A 15,821-nucleotide genomic window follows, 5' to 3' on the forward strand; every position below is an offset into this window, starting at 1 on the left:
TCACATCCTTAATATTTTGTCATACAGTTTCTGAGCCATCTCTTCGTGATGCGCTTCATAATACTTTTCCATTTTATGCAGGATTTCATCCGTCTCCGCCTTCTGGTTTTCCAGTTCTTTCTCCATGCTGACCTCCAGGTTCCTGCGGATGGACTCCAGTTCTTTGGCAGTCTGCCGGTCTACTTCCTCGTCAAAGGCTTTGATCTGGGCATCATTTTCTTCGGAAAGCCTTTTTTTCTGGACGGCAACGTCCTCCATGATCCGGGAAGCTGCGGCTTCTATTTCTGCCAGTTTGCTGATAACATCTTCCATAGATTTTCCTCCTTGTGTCTTCTTTATATCATACACCTTTTTCAGAAAAAATCCATAGAAATCTTCATAATTTTTAAGCTAATTTATACAAAAGATATAATTATTATGGTGGTTTTTCTCGTGTTTTTTGGCGAATTTTGCGGTAATCTTTGACAAAACAAAAAGTTTTCAGTTATACTGAAGGAAGGCGGAAAAAGCCGGCTCTGGGGCCGGCGTGCTTCGTCTGCAAGAAAGACAAGGAGAAAGGCTGGATATAAAATGCGTTTGAGAAACATACCCGGGGCAAAGGATGCCATTGCCGAGAGCGCTTATGTGATACAGAATCCTCAGGAAAATGCAGGAAAGTGGCATGAGATATTTCAAAACGGAAATCCTGTCCATATAGAGGTCGGCATGGGAAAAGGCCGTTTTATCATGGATATGGCGGCGAAAAATCCACACATTAATTATGTAGGGATTGAAATGTACGACAGCGTTCTTCTGCGGGCGCTCCAGAAAATGGAGGAGCGGGAAACAGAGGCAGAGGCGCTGAAAAATCTGTTTTTCATGAGAATGGATGCCAGGGAGCTGCCGCTTGTATTTAATCGGGGAGAAGTGGACAGAATATATTTAAACTTTTCCGATACGTGGCCCAAGGAGCGCCACGCAAAGAGAAGGCTCACTTCAAGGCAGTTTCTGGAGCGCTATGATGCTGTTTTGGCAGAGGGCGGCACAGTGGAGTTCAAGACAGACAACAGAGACCTCTTTGATTTCTCTGTGGAGGAGGTAAAGGAAGCCGGCTGGAAACTATTGGCCTGCACCTATGACCTGCATCACGATGAGGAACTGAGCCGGGGAAATGTCATGACTGAGTACGAGGAGAAATTTTCCTCTATGGGGAATCCCATACACAAGCTGGTCACAGCCAGATAGGGATGCAGAAGCCGGGTTTCGGTCCGGGATTTTCGTCATATGATATAGAGAAGCAGTTTTACCTGAAAGGAAGTATCCTATGGCGAAGAAGAAAAACATGCAGAACTCCCTCTTTGAATGGGCATATACAAACAGGAAAGCGGGCAGCAAAACTGCTGATATTTTAAAATCAGTCGGAGAAGTGGAGAAGCTTTTAAGTTCAGCTGGAAAGAAGAAAAAGTGATCTAATGGGGAAAAACAGTAAAAACTACTATAAGAAAGCGTAAGAGCGCTTAACCGGAAAGGAGAAAATCATGGTTGAAGTGATTACGGAACAGAATTTTGACAAGGTTGTGATGGGGGCGGATCTTCCTGTACTGGTGGATTTTTATGCAACCTGGTGCGGCCCGTGCAAACAGATGGCACCTGTGATCGAGGAGCTGTCAGAGGATCTGGAGGGCAAAGCCCTCTTCGGCAAGGTCAATGTGGATGAAAATATCAATCTCGCGCAGAGATATAAAATCATGCAGGTCCCGACCTTTCTGTTCGTCAAGGACGGTAAGGTGATGAGCCGGGAGACCGGTGGAATCAGCAAGGAAGAACTGGCAGAGGAACTTGGGGTGTGGCTGTAAAGCCGCCCCCGGCCTGCGGCCGGCAGTCGAAAAAAGGCAGAAAATGCGTTAACGAACTGCAGTGTTACATGTATATGATAAAAAACATAAAAAAATGTAAAAAAGATACTTGCATTTTTCCAGTATATCGCTTATAATATGTCTTGCGTTACAAAATAAAGCGTATGCGCCTTTAGCTCAGTTGGTAGAGCAGTAGACTCTTAATCTATTTGTCCAGGGTTCGAGTCCCTGAAGGCGCACTAAAAAGCACTGTTTTTGCAGAGTTGGAGCTGCGGGGACGGTGCTTTTCTTTTCGTGTTCTGCCCAGCGCTGCGTAGAGTCCGGGTTTGGAAACGGATTGTGCAGATGCAGGATCTTTGTTATAATATAGAGCAAAAAGGACTGGGAGGATGATGGGTATGAAGGATGAGACAAAATATAAGATCATGCAGAACCGGGAACTGCTGAAAGCCTACAATGTTTCCGATGTCAATGCTGAGGCCACAGACCAGGAACAGAAGCTTGCGGCAGCGCCTTATGTGAAGGATAAAAGGGGCGGAGAGACCATAACTCTCACAACGGATTTTGACGGCATTGCAGGCAGTATGGACCTGTACGGGCTTCTTAAGAACAGGGTGAGCCGGAGAAAATACAGCAGTGAGGCGCTCACGTTAAGAGAACTGTCTTTTCTTTTATGGGCAACCCAGGGGATCCGGAAAGTGGTGGGGAAGAATAACTTTGCCACATTCCGTAATGTTCCGTCAGCCGGTTCCCGCCATGCCTTTGAGACCTACCTGTTTGTCAGTCATGTGGACGGGCTTGACAAGGGGATTTACCATTATCTTCCCATGGAACATGCGCTGGAAGTGTGGGATGGGAGGCAGGATTTTGAGGAAGAACTGACCCATGCGCTCTGCGGGCAGCGATTTGCGGCGTCTGCGCCTGTGACTTTTGTATGGAGCGCGGTTCCATACCGGATGGAGTGGCGGTATGGGCTGAAGGCTCATAAGTATATCCTTCTGGACGCAGGGCATGTGTGTGAGAATCTGTACCTGGCATGTGAGGCTGTCGGCTGCGGAACCTGTGCTATCGGCGCCTATGACCAGGATGCCCTTGACGAGCTTCTGGGCTTTGCCCCGGGGCCCTCCGCGGAGACTGATTATGAATGTGCCGTGTATGCGGCAGGTGTGGGTAAGGCTGTGACGGAGGAGTAGGCAAAGGGGGAGTTTTATGTCGGAATCGTATATTACCAAAAATGCCCTGGCTGCGTCCATGAAAAAGCTTATGGAGGAACGGGATTTTTCCAAAGTGACTGTGGCTGATATCTGTGAAGGCTGCGGGATGAACCGGAAGAGCTTTTATTACCATTTTAAAGACAAATATGAGCTGGTGAACTGGATCTTTTATGAGGAGTTCCTGAAAAACATGGATGTGAGCCGCTATAAGACATCGCGCGATATCCTGGAAGATCTGTGCAAATATTTTTACAGGGAGAGAACCTTTTATGAAAATGCGCTGATGGTGGAGGGACAGAATTCTTTCAGGGAATACCTGTTTGAGAGCATGCTCCCGGTGATCAAAACCCAGACAAAAGATCTGTTCCGGGACAGAGAATACAATCTGTTTTTTGTGTATTTCTTTTACGAGGCGTTTTTGGCTGCTATTATAAGCTGGCTGCGTGACGGTGAGAAGATACCGCCGGATGAGTTTCTGAGACAGCTTCATGCCATCCTCATAACGCTGGCAGAAAATTTCATAGAGGAGAGCAGAGAGTGAGAGCGGGCCTGATAAGGCCTGCTTTTTTTAGACATTTTTCGCTGGGTGTCCCAAAATGTGACAGTGTGAAAATTGTGGCCAATGACGGATAATTACCGGGGCCATATAATCATATTCATACAAGGAGGGATTATGTATGAGTAAAATAACACACGCAGCTACAAGAGCGGCTTTCGGAACTGCCATTGACGGAGTTCTGAAGTATGTCAGCAGGGACAGGAAAGAACATATGATGAAGCTGGTGGACCTGTCTGAGAAATTTTTGGGAGACACCTTCCGCCAGCAGACTTATGATGGTGCCAGAAACCTGATTCTGGAGGATGGGAAGTGGATGCAGTTCATTGACAGGGCACTGAGCGAGCTGGACCCTCATGTGCTGAAGACGACTGCGCTGAATCTGGGATTTGAGGCGGGATTTGCAGGGTTTAAGAAGACCAGGGAGCTTTCAGAGAAGCTGGATACCAACATACCCTGGATCATTCTCATGGACCCCACAAGCGCCTGCAATCTCCACTGTACGGGGTGCTGGGCCGCAGAGTACGGCAATAAACTGAATCTGACATTTGAGGATATGGACAGCATTATCACCCAGGGAAAAGAACTGGGGATCTATTTCTATATGATGACAGGCGGGGAACCGCTGGTGCGCAGAAAGGATATTATCCGTCTGTGCGAAAAGCACAGTGACTGTGCATTCCACGCTTTTACAAACGCCACGCTGATAGACGAGGAATTGTGCAGGGAAATGCAGAGGGTAGGGAACCTGTCTCTGTCTATCAGCCTGGAGGGATTTGAGGAGGTCAACGACGGAAGAAGAGGACAGGGTATCTACAAAAAAGTGCTGGATGCCATGGATCTGCTGAAAGCCCACGGGCTTATCTTCGGAACCTCTATCTGTTATACCAGGAACAATGTGGACGTGGTAAGCTCAGATGAGTTTTTGGATCTGATCATTGAAAAGGGCTGCCGTTTCACCTGGTATTTCCACTATATGCCGGTTGGAAATGACGCAGCCACAGAACTGCTCCCCACTCGGGAACAGAGGGAATATATGTACCACAGGGTACGCGAGATTCGAGCAAAAGAGGGAGGGAAACCTATTTTTGCCATGGACTTCCAGAATGACGGCGGGTATGTGGGAGGCTGCATCGCAGGGGGAAGGTTCTACTGCCACATCAATCCCAACGGAGATATGGAACCCTGTGTGTTTATCCATTATTCGGATGCCAATATACACAATAACACCCTGCTTGAATGTTTTCAGCAGCCCATTTTCCGGGCTTACCGCCGGGGCCAGCCTTTCAATGAAAATCACCTGCGCCCCTGCCCCATGCTGGAAAATCCGGAATGCTTAAAAGCCATGGTTGAAGAAACAGGCGCCAGATCCACAGACCTGCAGTCCCCGGAGAGCGCGGAGCATCTGTGCGAAAAATGTATGCCTTATGCAAAGGATTGGAAGGATAAGGCAGACGAACTGTGGGAGAACAGGAAAAGCAGAGGTTAATCAGGCGAAATTGCAAGTGGTGAGGCAAATGGCAAAAAGAAAATATATAAAATATGGCATAGTGGTTTTGATAACAGCTCTGCTGGTGTTTTATTTTCGTGATTCCTGGGGAGAAACTGCCCGGGAGATCATGCATACTCCCTTAAAAAATGTTCTGGCCGTCACGGGTCTCTCCACTTGCTTTTTCTTAATAGATGGGAGAATCATACAAATGCTGGCAGGGCGCACAAAACAGGAATTCTCTGTGCGGCAGGGAATCGGCTGTGCCTTCTACTGCGCACTTTTCAGGATGGTTACGTTCGGAAGCGGTACAGCCGTGGCCGAGGTGTTTTATCTGAACAAGAAAAAAGTATTGCCCGCAAAGGCCAGTTCCGCTGCGGTCGTGCAGTACACGGCCCAGAGAATCGCAGTCGGAGTCTACGGCACTGCGGGCTTTCTTTTCCTCTCCCTGAAGAACAGGCAGCTCCTGGGAAAATACCATACATATCTTACTGCCGGAATCGGAATCTGCATTCTGATCGCAGCCGTGCTGCTGACCATCAGTGTATCGAAAACCGCAGCAGGATGTATCTTTCAAGCAGCGGATAGAGCAGCCGCAAAACACCCCAAATGGAAGGAAAAGCTTGAAAAAGCCAGAGAGCAGACGGAAATTCTCCAACAGGAAACAAGAGATCTGTTTCTCTATGACAGAAAAAGACTGGCTGAAATTTTTCTATGCAGTCTTGCGAAAATGACATGCTGGTATCTGATTCCCTGTGTCATGCTCTGCGGACAGAACGGAATTTCCTTTGACACAGTGCTGCCTCTGACTGCAGTTTCTTACATGCTGTCAGGCGTGATTCCCGTGCCTGGGGGCTTTGGGTCTGTGGAAGGCATATTTTATCTTCTTTTTTCACCTCTGACCGGACAGGGAGCGGTATTGTCTGCCATTCTCATATTCCGCTTCGCGGTGACATTTTTTCCGGCCCTTATAGGTGCCTTCGTCTTTTTTACCGAGTAATGCTTGTGTGCCGCGGTTTCCCGGGATATAATAAAACTTACAGACCGGGTGTACATCAAACCGGTAATTTTATGATTCGGGAGGACAAAGAGAGATGAGAGTGCTATTTATCGGAGGCACCGGAACCATCAGCATGGCGATTACCAGAAGGCTGCTGACAGAGGGACACAAAGTGTACCTGCTGAACCGGGGAACACGAAACGGGGAGCTGCCTCCGGGAGCCATCGGGCTTACGGGAGATATTGAGGATGAGGAGCAGATAGGCAGGCTTACAGAGGGCATGAAATTTGACGTGGTGGCAGACTTCATAGCATTTGTGCCGGAGCACGTAGAGCGTGATTACAGGATGTTTAAGGGAAGGACCGGACAGTATATATTCATAAGCTCCGCGTCCGCATACCAGAAGCCCCCTTCTGACTACAGAATGACAGAGGGAACCCCGCTTGCCAACCCAAAATGGCAGTATTCCAGGGACAAGATCGCCTGCGAGGCGTTTCTTATGGAGAAATACAGGGAAGAAGGATTTCCCGTGACCATAGTACGTCCAAGCCATACTTATGACGAGCGCAGCATCCCTATGGGACTTCACGGCGACAACGGAAGCTACCAGGTAGTCAAACGGATCAAAGAGGGAAAACCGGTGCTGATACCGGGAGACGGAACATCACTTTGGACGGTTACCCACAACTCCGATTTTGCAAAAGGCTTTGTGGGCCTTATGGGAAACATCCATGCCATTGGCGAGGCAGTTCAGATCACCTCAGATGAGACTCTGACCTGGAACCAGATCTATCAGACAGTTGCGGACGCACTGGGCGTACCGCTTCATCCGGTGCGCGTCTCCAGTGATTTCCTGGATGCCTGCAGCGATTACGACTTCAACGGCAGCATGATGGGGGATAAATCCAACTCCGTGGTATTTCTAAATGACAAACTGAAACGCCTGGTACCCGGCTTCACAGCCGTAAAACGCTTCGACCAGGGTGTCCGGGAAAGCCTTGCCTACATTGCATCCCATCCGGAATGCCAGAAAGAGGACCCGGAATTTGACGCCTTTTGTGACCGGGTAGTGGAAGCCCTGGAACGTGCAAAAGACTACGTGAGAAAAGGAATCTCATAAAACAAGGGACAGACATACCGGATAATTGTAAAATCACCGGTACGTCTGTCCCATTTTCTTCCTGATCCATAACCATTCGGCCGCCTGAACAGCTGCCTTAATTCATCATACTTCCCAACACCTGGTTCACCAGCTTGCCGTCTGCGATTCCCTTTACTTTCGGCATCAGGACCTTCATGATCTTTCCTTTATCCTTACCGGTAGGAGCCTCAATCTCCAGCTCTTTCAACACACCGGCGATCACTTCCCTGATCTCCTCCTCGTTCAGCATTTTCGGAGCAAATTCTTCATAGACAGCAATACGCTTTGTACACTCATCAATAATTTCACTTCTATCTGCAGGAGTCATTTCCAGAGTTTCTTTTGTCTGTTTGATCTCTTTTAACACCACTTCATTCTCTTCCGCCTCAGTCAGGTCTTCTCTCTTATCAATGGCTTTATTTTTCAGAGCTGACAGCAGCATGGACAAAGAATCCTTACGTTCTTTCTCACCGGCTTTCATAGCAGCGACCATGGCTTTTCTTACTTCATCAATTTTACTCATTGTCGGAATCTCCTTTTCATTTTTTATAACGCGCAAAACCTATCGCGTTCCCGTCCAATAGTATACCACTATCATTTCCCTCTTTCCACATTTTTATTTATAATGTCAGACGATGAGAATCGTCAAGATGTTTTTATCTTTTTATCTTTTATACCTCCCGCAGATGGTGTCAGGGATGTCGGGGCGGTGTCTTCCTTTGACAGACATTGCGGCAGTGAACCGGAAAATCCACCGTTTACGGAAACTTAGGCGCGACGGCTCTTCCGGAGCGTCTTAGTTGCAGTTAACGGTTAGTTGGAGGTGAACGGAGCTGGCTGTCAAAGGAAGACACCGCCCCGGCATCCCGTCCGCCCTTCTTCATCTAACCCGCAGCAAATTCCACCTAAAATAAGCCGCCAGCAGCCGAATCACCACCGTAACGATCAACCCCAAAATAACCCCCGCCGGCTCCCCCATAGAATCCCTGCACACAACACATACAATCCCGCCGGCAATAGAAGCACACGCATAAATCTCCCTTACCAGAATATAAGGCGTCTCCCCTGCCATAATATCCCTCAGCACGCCCCCGCCGACACCTGTGAGCACACCCACAAACACAAAAAAGAACGTATTATTATCCGTCACCACACTGGCTGCTGCCTGAATCCCCACCACCGTGAAAATCCCCAGCCCCAGAGTATCACACAGCATCATCACGTTATCATAATACTTATTCTTAGCCCTTGATTTAAGAATCTCCGGATTCGTATAAGTAATAGCAAAAAGCAATGTAGAAGTCAGTATGGCAAAAAGCACATACACCGGCTTGGCAAATGCGGTAGGCGGAGTGATTCCCAATATAATATCCCGCATCATACCACCGCCCACCGCCGTGGTAGCTCCCAGAATATTAACCCCGAAGATATCCATTTTTTTCTCAATGGCGATCATTGCCCCTGATGAGGCGAAAGCCACTGTGCCTATTATTTCCAGTACAAAGATAAAGGTATCCATATTTTCCCCTTTGAAATATATTTTATTATCCATTATACGATAAACATATAAAAAAATCGTCAGAAACGGACATAATATTATACGGAAATATAAAAAGTACACGTTTACCATTTTCTTTGATCTTCGCAGATATATTTATATAAAATATAATAAAATGTGTAAAAATGAATAAAATATGTTATAATTATAATAATTTATATTATGAGGTGATAATATGAGATTAAAAGCAGAAAATGTATTTAAACCGGGGGCATATCCGGAATATACATATGTATCCAGAAACTATGAAAATACCGGCATATCGTATGAGCTGCGTTTAAAGCAGGCGTTAAGGACGGCGGGATGCCTGACTTCCCTGATCGGCCCTTCTAAAATGGGAAAGACGATATTATGTGAAACGGTGATTGGCTTTGATAATATTGTTGAAGTTTCCGGTGCTGATTTTAATAATAATGCTGACTTTTGGGCCACTGTAGCAGCAAAAGTAGAGCTGCCTTATTTGGGTGAGATCACAACAGAGAGAGAGATGAAGGAAGGAGAAGCGAAAGAAACAGACAGTAAAAGCGAAAGATATGTACTATCTAAGGATAAAGTCATTCAATATTATAAAGACCATGATAAAGTGCTGGTAATTGATGATTTCCATTATGCGTCTAAGGAAATGCAGATGATAATGGCACAGCAGCTGAAAGATGCCATCAGAAGAGAATTGAAGGTGGTGGTGGTTTCCCTGCCGCATAGGTCAGATGACGCAATACGGCAGAATGCTGATCTGTCAGGAAGACTGAGCTTGATCAATATTGAGGCGTGGAAAAAAGAAGATCTGAAGGAAATCGCACTAAAAGGCTTTAAACAGCTCAATATTAAAATAACAGATGAAGTTGCTGACCGGCTGGCTGTTGAATGTCTGACTTCACCACAGCTAATGCAGTATATCTGTCTGAGTATCTGTACATTGCTGGAGGATAAAAATGAAGACACAGTAAATAAAAATATTCTGGAAACAGCATATAGATTTACAACAGTTAATTTTAATTATTATGATGTAGTGAATGTAATGTCTAAAGGACCGAATACACGAGGAAAGAAAAGAAATAAATATAAAACTGTGACAGGAAGAGAATTGGATCTATATGGATTGATCGTAGAATCGTTAGCGAAAAATCCCCCTGTTATGGAGCTGGATTTTGACGCAGTTTATGACAGAATAGTAAAATTGATTCCGGAGAAAGAAGGTAGACCGGATAAACAGTCAGTGAAAACCCATTTGAATAATCTGCATCTTATACTGAAAGAGAAAGAAGAGATATACAAAGCCATTGACTGGAAAGACGGCAAGGTTTATATTTTGGATCCGCTGTTTTTATTTTATCTGCGATGGGGAAGAATAGGTGAATAATTTGTTAAAGGATTATATAGAAGCGCTGAAAGGGATAGATACAATAGAGAAATATGAGTTATTTATCCCGAAGTTGAATGAAATGCTGCAGCAGGAGGCTTATAATGCTGAGATTATCCGGGCAGTCCGAAACAGGGAAACGTATATGTCCAATAGGTTTTCAAAGGAATCCGCTACAGATAATATGCTGAAAGCAAAAGAGAAACTGATATTCTATTTGAACAGTATTTTGTCGGAAAACGATGAAAGTCCATCACAGACGGTTCAATTTTATATTGAAAAGTATTTAAATAATTTTTATTCGTTTTTAGAGGCATTGAGGGAAGTAAGCCCACACAAAAGAGCATCGCTAAAAGCAGAAAATCTGCAGGAAATACGAATAGAAAATGAATATGATCTGCAGCATTTACTATTCGCAGCTCTGAAACCGTTATGTTTGGATGCCAGGAAAGAAGTGACCGAGGATTCAGGAGTCGGAGCCGTAAGAAGTGATATAAAAATCCCTTCTGTCAACACTGTCATTGAAGCAAAATGTACAAGGAAGACAATGAATCTAAAGAAGCTGACAGAGGAAATAGAAGCTGACATTGTACATTATGATGCTGATTATATATATTTTTACATTTATGACAGAGAAAAAATTATAAAAGATAAGTATACTTTTGAAATAAACTTTAACCGAAACTTTGATGGCAAAGTAGTAAGAGCTGTTATATTACAACCTGTGCATATGTAAAGAGGTACAGAATTGTGTCAGATGATTTGACTTTTCCTCCTGTCTTTGATACATTAAAGCTACATACTTCAAAAAGCTAACGCATCAACCGGTCAGGGGACAAAAGCTGGCTGCCCCGGTACCGGATCACACGGAGGAAAAGAAAATGCAGAAACACAATAACGGCAGCTTCACCAATTCCCTGGGCTTTGTACTGGCCTGTGTGGGCTCTGCGGTGGGGCTTGGGAATATATGGATGTTCCCATACAGACTGGGAGAATACGGAGGCGCGGCTTTTCTGATCCCGTATCTCTTCTTTATCTGCCTGTTCGGTTTTGTCGGCCTGTCGGCTGAGTTTGCCATAGGGCGCCGGGCGGGAACAGGTACCCTTGGCTCTTACGAATACTGCTGGGAATCCAGAAAGAAGGGAAAGATCGGAAAGGTACTGGGCTGGATTCCGCTGTTAGGTTCTCTGGGGATCGCCATCGGCTATTCCATCATCATCGGCTGGGTGCTCCGCTTCCTGGCAGGCTCTGTGACAAATACAGTGCTCACAGAGGATTCCGCAGAATTTTTCGGACAGGTAACAGCCAATATGAAAAACCTGCCCTGGCATGTTCTTGTCATTGCCATTACCGTGATCATCCTGATCACCGGAGCGGTGAATCAGATTGAGAGGGCGAATAAGATTCTGATGCCCCTGTTTTTCATCCTTTTTGCCATTCTGGCGGTGAGAGTGTTCTTCCTGCCGGGGTCCCATGAGGGGTACCGTTTCCTGTTCGTGCCCAAATGGGAGGCGCTGGCGAAGGTGGATACCTGGGTCATGGCTATGGGACAGGCGTTTTTCTCATTGTCTATCACAGGTTCGGGCATGATCGTTTACGGCTCCTACCTGAGCAAAAAGGAAGATATCCCCAAATCTTCCATACAGACAGCAGTCTTTGATACCATTGCGGCCATGCTGGCAGCCCTGGCTATCATGCCGGCTGTGTTTGCCTTCGGGATCGAGCCATCCGCAGGTCCGTCCCTGATGTTCATTACGATACCGAATATCTTCAAGCAGATGCCCATGGGCCGGCTTTTTGCCGTGATCTTCTTCCTCTCCGTCTGCTTTGCGGGTATCACATCCCTCATCAATATGTTTGAGGCGGTGATCGAGAGCTGGCAGCAGAAGTTCGGTCTGCAGAGGACAAAAGCAGTTGCCCTCTGCGGCGGTGTTGCACTTGCAGTAGGGCTGCTTCTGGAGGAGGAGTCTAAGGTGGGGCACTGGATGGATTTTATCACCATCATCATCGTGCCGTTCGGAGCCGTGCTGGGAGCTGTTTCCATCTACTATGTCCTTGGATTTGACAAGATTAGGGAAGAGCTGGAGGAGGGCAGGAAAAAGCCCCTTCCGAAAGCCTTTAAAGTGGCTGCAAAGTATCTGTACGTGCCCCTGGCAGTCATCGTATTTATACTGGGCCTCATCTATAAAGGAATCGGATGACGCTCCTGTCATAATGTAAAATTATAGTAACTGTTCAGCTGGCTGAGTAGTTACAAATTATATTCCGGAATGTTGTTCTCTGTACGCGGAGGGCGACATTCCGATTTTCTTTTTAAAGCTGTTGCTGAAATAATACTGGTTGGCATATCCGCACCGGCTGCTGATCTCCTTCAGAGACAGGGTGGAATTTTTCAGGTACTGGCAGGCCGCTTCTATTCTGAGGGCAGTGATGGTGTCGCTGATACTCTGCCCATACACTTTTTTAAAGAGGGCGCTGAGATAAGCAGGGCTTACATTGGCATGTCCGGCAATGTCACCTAAGCAGAGGGTATTGTCCTCATAATTTTCCCTGATGTAGCAGAGAACCAGCTCACAGACCTGGTCATGGTAGGTCTGCAGCGAGGTGTCCAGCTTCTCGCATACCTGGAGACAGAGATGGTTCATCCATTTGAAAAATTCTTCGTAAGTGTGAAACAGTTCAAAGTGGTTGTAAACGGAAATAATGTCATTTTCCAGGTCACCGGTGTCAATGTTCAGCTCATACAAGAATTTCAGGATACGGCCCAGAAGGGAGTAGATCCTTATGAACACTATATTCTTGGTCTGGTATTTCAGTGACACCTCCTGAAAGAATCCTCTGAGCCACTCTTCAATGGCAGGGGCGTTTTTCTGACAGAGGAGGCGGATCAGCTCCTCCTCCTTTGACTCGGAGAAAGAGAAGAGGCTGAACTCCCGTCCGAGAGCCTCCCGGGCATCAAAAATATTTTTATGAGGAAAGAAAAACCGGTATTTCAGCGCATGGGAGGCATTTTCGTAGGAGATATGCAGATCCCAGAAATCCTCCACCACAGTGCCGATGCCCACGTTCAGGGAGAACACCCCTTCCCGGTACTTCTCCATCAGGCCTGCAACAGCCTTGTGGGCGGCCTGAAGGAAATGCCCGGGACTGTTGGTGTTCTGGGCAAGTATGGCGATGATGCCGTTAAATTCCTTCACAAAATAAACCTGCCCGAAGCCTTTGCACTGTTCTCCTAACAGATCGCAGACATTTAAGAGCTCGATCTGGTACTGAGTGATGCCCAGCCCGTCTTCCGCCTGGGAGGCGTTTTCTACCTCCAGCTTCAGCACATTAAAACAGGAAAAGTCAAGGTTTAAGTTCAGGTATCCCGGATAGCGCCCCAGATGTCCGGCCGCGTCCTTGCCGGAATAGTGAAGAAGGTCCGAAAAGAATTTTTCCGTCATCAGAGGGCGGCTCTGCTCCACAAGCTCCCGGTTGTGCTGCTCCCTGTCAATGGCAGTGAAGGCGTTGCGTATTTTCTCTGTCAGGTAGCCGTAGTCCAGAGGTTTTTCAATATAGTCGCAGACACCCAGGCGGATGGCGCGTTTGGCGTACTCGAATTTGTCATAGGCACTGATGAGAATGATCTTCACCAGGGGATTGACGGACAGGGCAAGGCTGCTCATGGAAATGCCGTCCAGGTTGGGCATCTCAATATCCGAGATGATCAGGTCCACAGGGGCGCGCCGCATAGATTCAATGGCGGAATCCCCGTTGTTCTCCACATGGACCACCTCCGCATCCAGAAGCTCCCAGTCTATATTTCTTACAATGCCCTCTGCGGAGAGCGCATTGTCATCCACAATCATTACTTTCTTCATCGCTGTCCTCCATCTGTTCAAATGTGATCACAATTTCAGTCCCCTCGTTGAGTCGGCTGTCCACCCGGACGGTTCCGTTGTCGAAGGAGGGACTGGAGAGTCTCTTGTTTACGTTTCCAATGCCGAAATGTTTCTGATAGTCAACCGTCCTGTTTTCCAGTGTGGCGCGCAGATCCTCAAGCTGCCTGGGGGCAATGCCGGCTCCGTTGTCGGTTATGGTGATGATGACCGTATCATCCCCGTAAGAGACATCCAGGGAAATGTGCACACAGGGGGTCTGCCGGGAAATGCCGTGCTGGATACTGTTTTCCAGGAAAGGCTGCAGGGTAAAGCGGCATATAAGGAAGTTCTGGATGCCGTCCTCCGCCCGGATCTCCCAGCTCAGGCTGTCCCCGTGGCACAGCTTTTCCATTTCCAGATACAGACGCGCGATCTCAAGCTCATCCCGGATGGCGATCAGATCCCCGGACTTGCGCAGGGTGAGCCTGTAAAAGCGGGTCAGGTCTGTGATCATCTCATCCGCGGTCTTAAGGCGGTCCAGGCTGATGCAGGTCTTGATGGAACCCAGAATGTTGTAGAGAAAATGCGGGTTGATCTGAGACTGGAGAAGCTGGTATTTCAGCCGTTCCTCTGACAGGGAGAGTTCCAGGATGGAATCCATGTTCTGATTCAGGGATGCCTGCATGTTCTGGAAGGTGATCCCCAGCCGGTCTATCTCGTCATAGGAGGAGGGAGACTTTGCCGCGGAAACCAGCTCCGGTACCGGGGAAGGGGTATTCTTTCCGAGATGAAAGGATTCCATGGCAAGGGAAAGCCTCTTCAGCCGTTTGGTCAGATTGCCTGAGATCATAATGATGACAAGGACCGTAAGCGGCAGGGATACCAGCAGGGTAAATACAAGGGTCTTTAACAGAATCTGTGTGTTTTTCCGTATGTAGCTGCCGGGAATCTCCGTAACGTGATACCAGCCGTTGTCCAGCCTGGCAGTGTGGTAATTGATATCCCCGGCCTTTTGTGTTTCCGCCTCATCCCGGGAGATCAGGTCCAGGGTATCCTGATCCAGGACCGTGCCGCAGAGGGACGCATCGCTGTGTGCCATGATGGTGCCGTCCTCCGCTGCCAGATAGCTTGTGATATCCGTATCACTGAATGTGTCCGCAAGGGCATCGGAGAACTCAGCCGGGTCTATGAGGATCGTGTAGGCATACTCTGTGGCTCCCGTTCCCTGGTTGCGCAGGAGGCGGCAGCAGACGATCACATCCCTGGCTGTATAGCCGTCTGACAGGATGAAAGGGATCTGCATATCCGGATGATAGAACCAGATAGAATCCGTTCCGGGATTGAGCCGTTTCTGCCGGGGGATACGGAAGCTCTCCAGATCCTCCAGAGGGTAAAAATAAAGCCCCTCCCCTGCCCCTGTCTGCTCCCGGGGCAGAAATATGGAAATATGGTAATAGCCGAATGTAGTCTTGAACATGGAGATATCATTTCTCACGCTGCCGAACACAGACAGGGACTGTGTGGATGAGCTGTCCGTCTGTGACAGGGTATACATATCATACTGAATGGAATCCGCCACATTTTCCGTCTGCCGTATGCGGTCATTCATCTGTACATTGAGCTGGTCATCCGCCAGGAGGGCAGAGCTCATGATCTTATCCTCAGCAATCTGATAGGTCACATGGTAGAAGATAAAACCAAGGGTGCCCAGGGGCAGCAGGGTGCAGACCAGAAAGGCCAGCAGCAGTTTTGCCCGGAAATGGGAAAAGACGGACCGTATTCTGTCAGAAATTTTTTTCATACCTGAC

Annotated in this window: 16 protein-coding genes and 1 tRNA gene; 12 read left to right on the forward strand and 5 right to left on the reverse strand. The window is 47.5% G+C overall.

Features of this window, described 5'->3' with window-relative positions:
* Positions 1–312 (reverse strand): hypothetical protein, encoded by a 312-nt coding sequence (locus MUB35_RS00290; RefSeq protein ID WP_033142694.1) that lies wholly within the window; start codon positions 310–312, stop codon positions 1–3.
* Positions 313–570: 258 nt separating this feature from the next.
* Here MUB35_RS00290 and trmB point away from each other — a divergent pair, with 258 nt between their 5' ends.
* The 9 genes from trmB (at position 571) to MUB35_RS00335 (ending at position 7,214) form a co-directional block, all read left to right on the forward strand.
* Positions 571–1,224 (forward strand): tRNA (guanosine(46)-N7)-methyltransferase TrmB, encoded by a 654-nt coding sequence (gene trmB / locus MUB35_RS00295; protein WP_244805674.1) that lies wholly within the window; start codon positions 571–573, stop codon positions 1,222–1,224.
* Between the two features lie 79 nt (positions 1,225–1,303).
* A complete protein-coding gene (locus MUB35_RS00300; RefSeq protein WP_156120879.1) occupies positions 1,304–1,447 on the forward strand; it encodes a hypothetical protein in 144 nt (47 codons plus the stop codon).
* 70 nt (positions 1,448–1,517) lie between these two features.
* Positions 1,518–1,835, forward strand: a complete 318-nt coding sequence (trxA, locus tag MUB35_RS00305; protein ID WP_018595538.1) for a thioredoxin — start codon at positions 1,518–1,520, stop codon at positions 1,833–1,835.
* Between the two features lie 166 nt (positions 1,836–2,001).
* Positions 2,002–2,074 (forward strand) — tRNA-Lys (locus MUB35_RS00310).
* A 159-nt stretch (positions 2,075–2,233) separates the two neighbouring features.
* A complete protein-coding gene (locus MUB35_RS00315) occupies positions 2,234–3,028 on the forward strand; it encodes a SagB/ThcOx family dehydrogenase (RefSeq protein WP_054350433.1) in 795 nt (264 codons plus the stop codon).
* Between the two features lie 16 nt (positions 3,029–3,044).
* Positions 3,045–3,590 carry a TetR/AcrR family transcriptional regulator C-terminal domain-containing protein gene (locus MUB35_RS00320; protein WP_033142696.1) on the forward strand — a complete coding sequence of 182 codons (546 nt, stop codon included), beginning with the start codon at positions 3,045–3,047 and terminating at the stop codon, positions 3,588–3,590.
* 136 nt (positions 3,591–3,726) lie between these two features.
* The gene (locus tag MUB35_RS00325) at positions 3,727–5,094 is read left to right on the forward strand and encodes a radical SAM protein (protein ID WP_148391914.1); all 1,368 of its coding nucleotides are present in this window, start codon (positions 3,727–3,729) and stop codon (positions 5,092–5,094) included.
* 28 nt (positions 5,095–5,122) lie between these two features.
* Positions 5,123–6,094 carry a lysylphosphatidylglycerol synthase transmembrane domain-containing protein gene (locus tag MUB35_RS00330; protein ID WP_186970988.1) on the forward strand — a complete coding sequence of 324 codons (972 nt, stop codon included), beginning with the start codon at positions 5,123–5,125 and terminating at the stop codon, positions 6,092–6,094.
* 94 nt (positions 6,095–6,188) lie between these two features.
* Complete coding sequence (locus MUB35_RS00335) at positions 6,189–7,214, forward strand: SDR family oxidoreductase (protein WP_103731595.1); 1,026 nt, start codon at positions 6,189–6,191, stop codon at positions 7,212–7,214.
* Between the two features lie 97 nt (positions 7,215–7,311).
* Here MUB35_RS00335 and MUB35_RS00340 read toward each other — a convergent pair whose 3' ends face one another.
* Both MUB35_RS00340 and MUB35_RS00345 read right to left on the reverse strand, forming a co-directional pair.
* Positions 7,312–7,758 carry a GatB/YqeY domain-containing protein gene (locus tag MUB35_RS00340; protein WP_033142700.1) on the reverse strand — a complete coding sequence of 149 codons (447 nt, stop codon included), beginning with the start codon at positions 7,756–7,758 and terminating at the stop codon, positions 7,312–7,314.
* A 357-nt stretch (positions 7,759–8,115) separates the two neighbouring features.
* Positions 8,116–8,754, reverse strand: a complete 639-nt coding sequence (locus MUB35_RS00345; RefSeq protein WP_033142726.1) for a trimeric intracellular cation channel family protein — start codon at positions 8,752–8,754, stop codon at positions 8,116–8,118.
* Between the two features lie 214 nt (positions 8,755–8,968).
* Here MUB35_RS00345 and MUB35_RS00350 point away from each other — a divergent pair, with 214 nt between their 5' ends.
* From MUB35_RS00350 to MUB35_RS00360, 3 genes are all read left to right on the forward strand, one after another.
* A complete protein-coding gene (locus MUB35_RS00350) occupies positions 8,969–10,153 on the forward strand; it encodes an ATP-binding protein (protein WP_186970987.1) in 1,185 nt (394 codons plus the stop codon).
* 184 nt (positions 10,154–10,337) lie between these two features.
* A complete protein-coding gene (locus MUB35_RS00355) occupies positions 10,338–10,889 on the forward strand; it encodes a hypothetical protein (protein ID WP_186970986.1) in 552 nt (183 codons plus the stop codon).
* 145 nt (positions 10,890–11,034) lie between these two features.
* A complete protein-coding gene (locus MUB35_RS00360; RefSeq protein WP_103731319.1) occupies positions 11,035–12,354 on the forward strand; it encodes a sodium-dependent transporter in 1,320 nt (439 codons plus the stop codon).
* A gap of 57 nt (positions 12,355–12,411) precedes the next feature.
* Here MUB35_RS00360 and MUB35_RS00365 read toward each other — a convergent pair whose 3' ends face one another.
* Complete coding sequence (locus tag MUB35_RS00365) at positions 12,412–14,013, reverse strand: helix-turn-helix domain-containing protein (protein ID WP_103731320.1); 1,602 nt, start codon at positions 14,011–14,013, stop codon at positions 12,412–12,414.
* The gene (locus MUB35_RS00370; RefSeq protein ID WP_186970985.1) at positions 13,988–15,814 is read right to left on the reverse strand and encodes a sensor histidine kinase; all 1,827 of its coding nucleotides are present in this window, start codon (positions 15,812–15,814) and stop codon (positions 13,988–13,990) included. Before MUB35_RS00370 ends, MUB35_RS00365 begins: the two co-directional genes overlap by 26 nt.
* Between the last annotated feature and the right edge of the window lie 7 nt (positions 15,815–15,821).

The organism is Blautia sp. NSJ-175 (genome assembly GCF_022867815.1).
Lineage (GTDB): Bacteria > Bacillota > Clostridia > Lachnospirales > Lachnospiraceae > Blautia > Blautia celeris.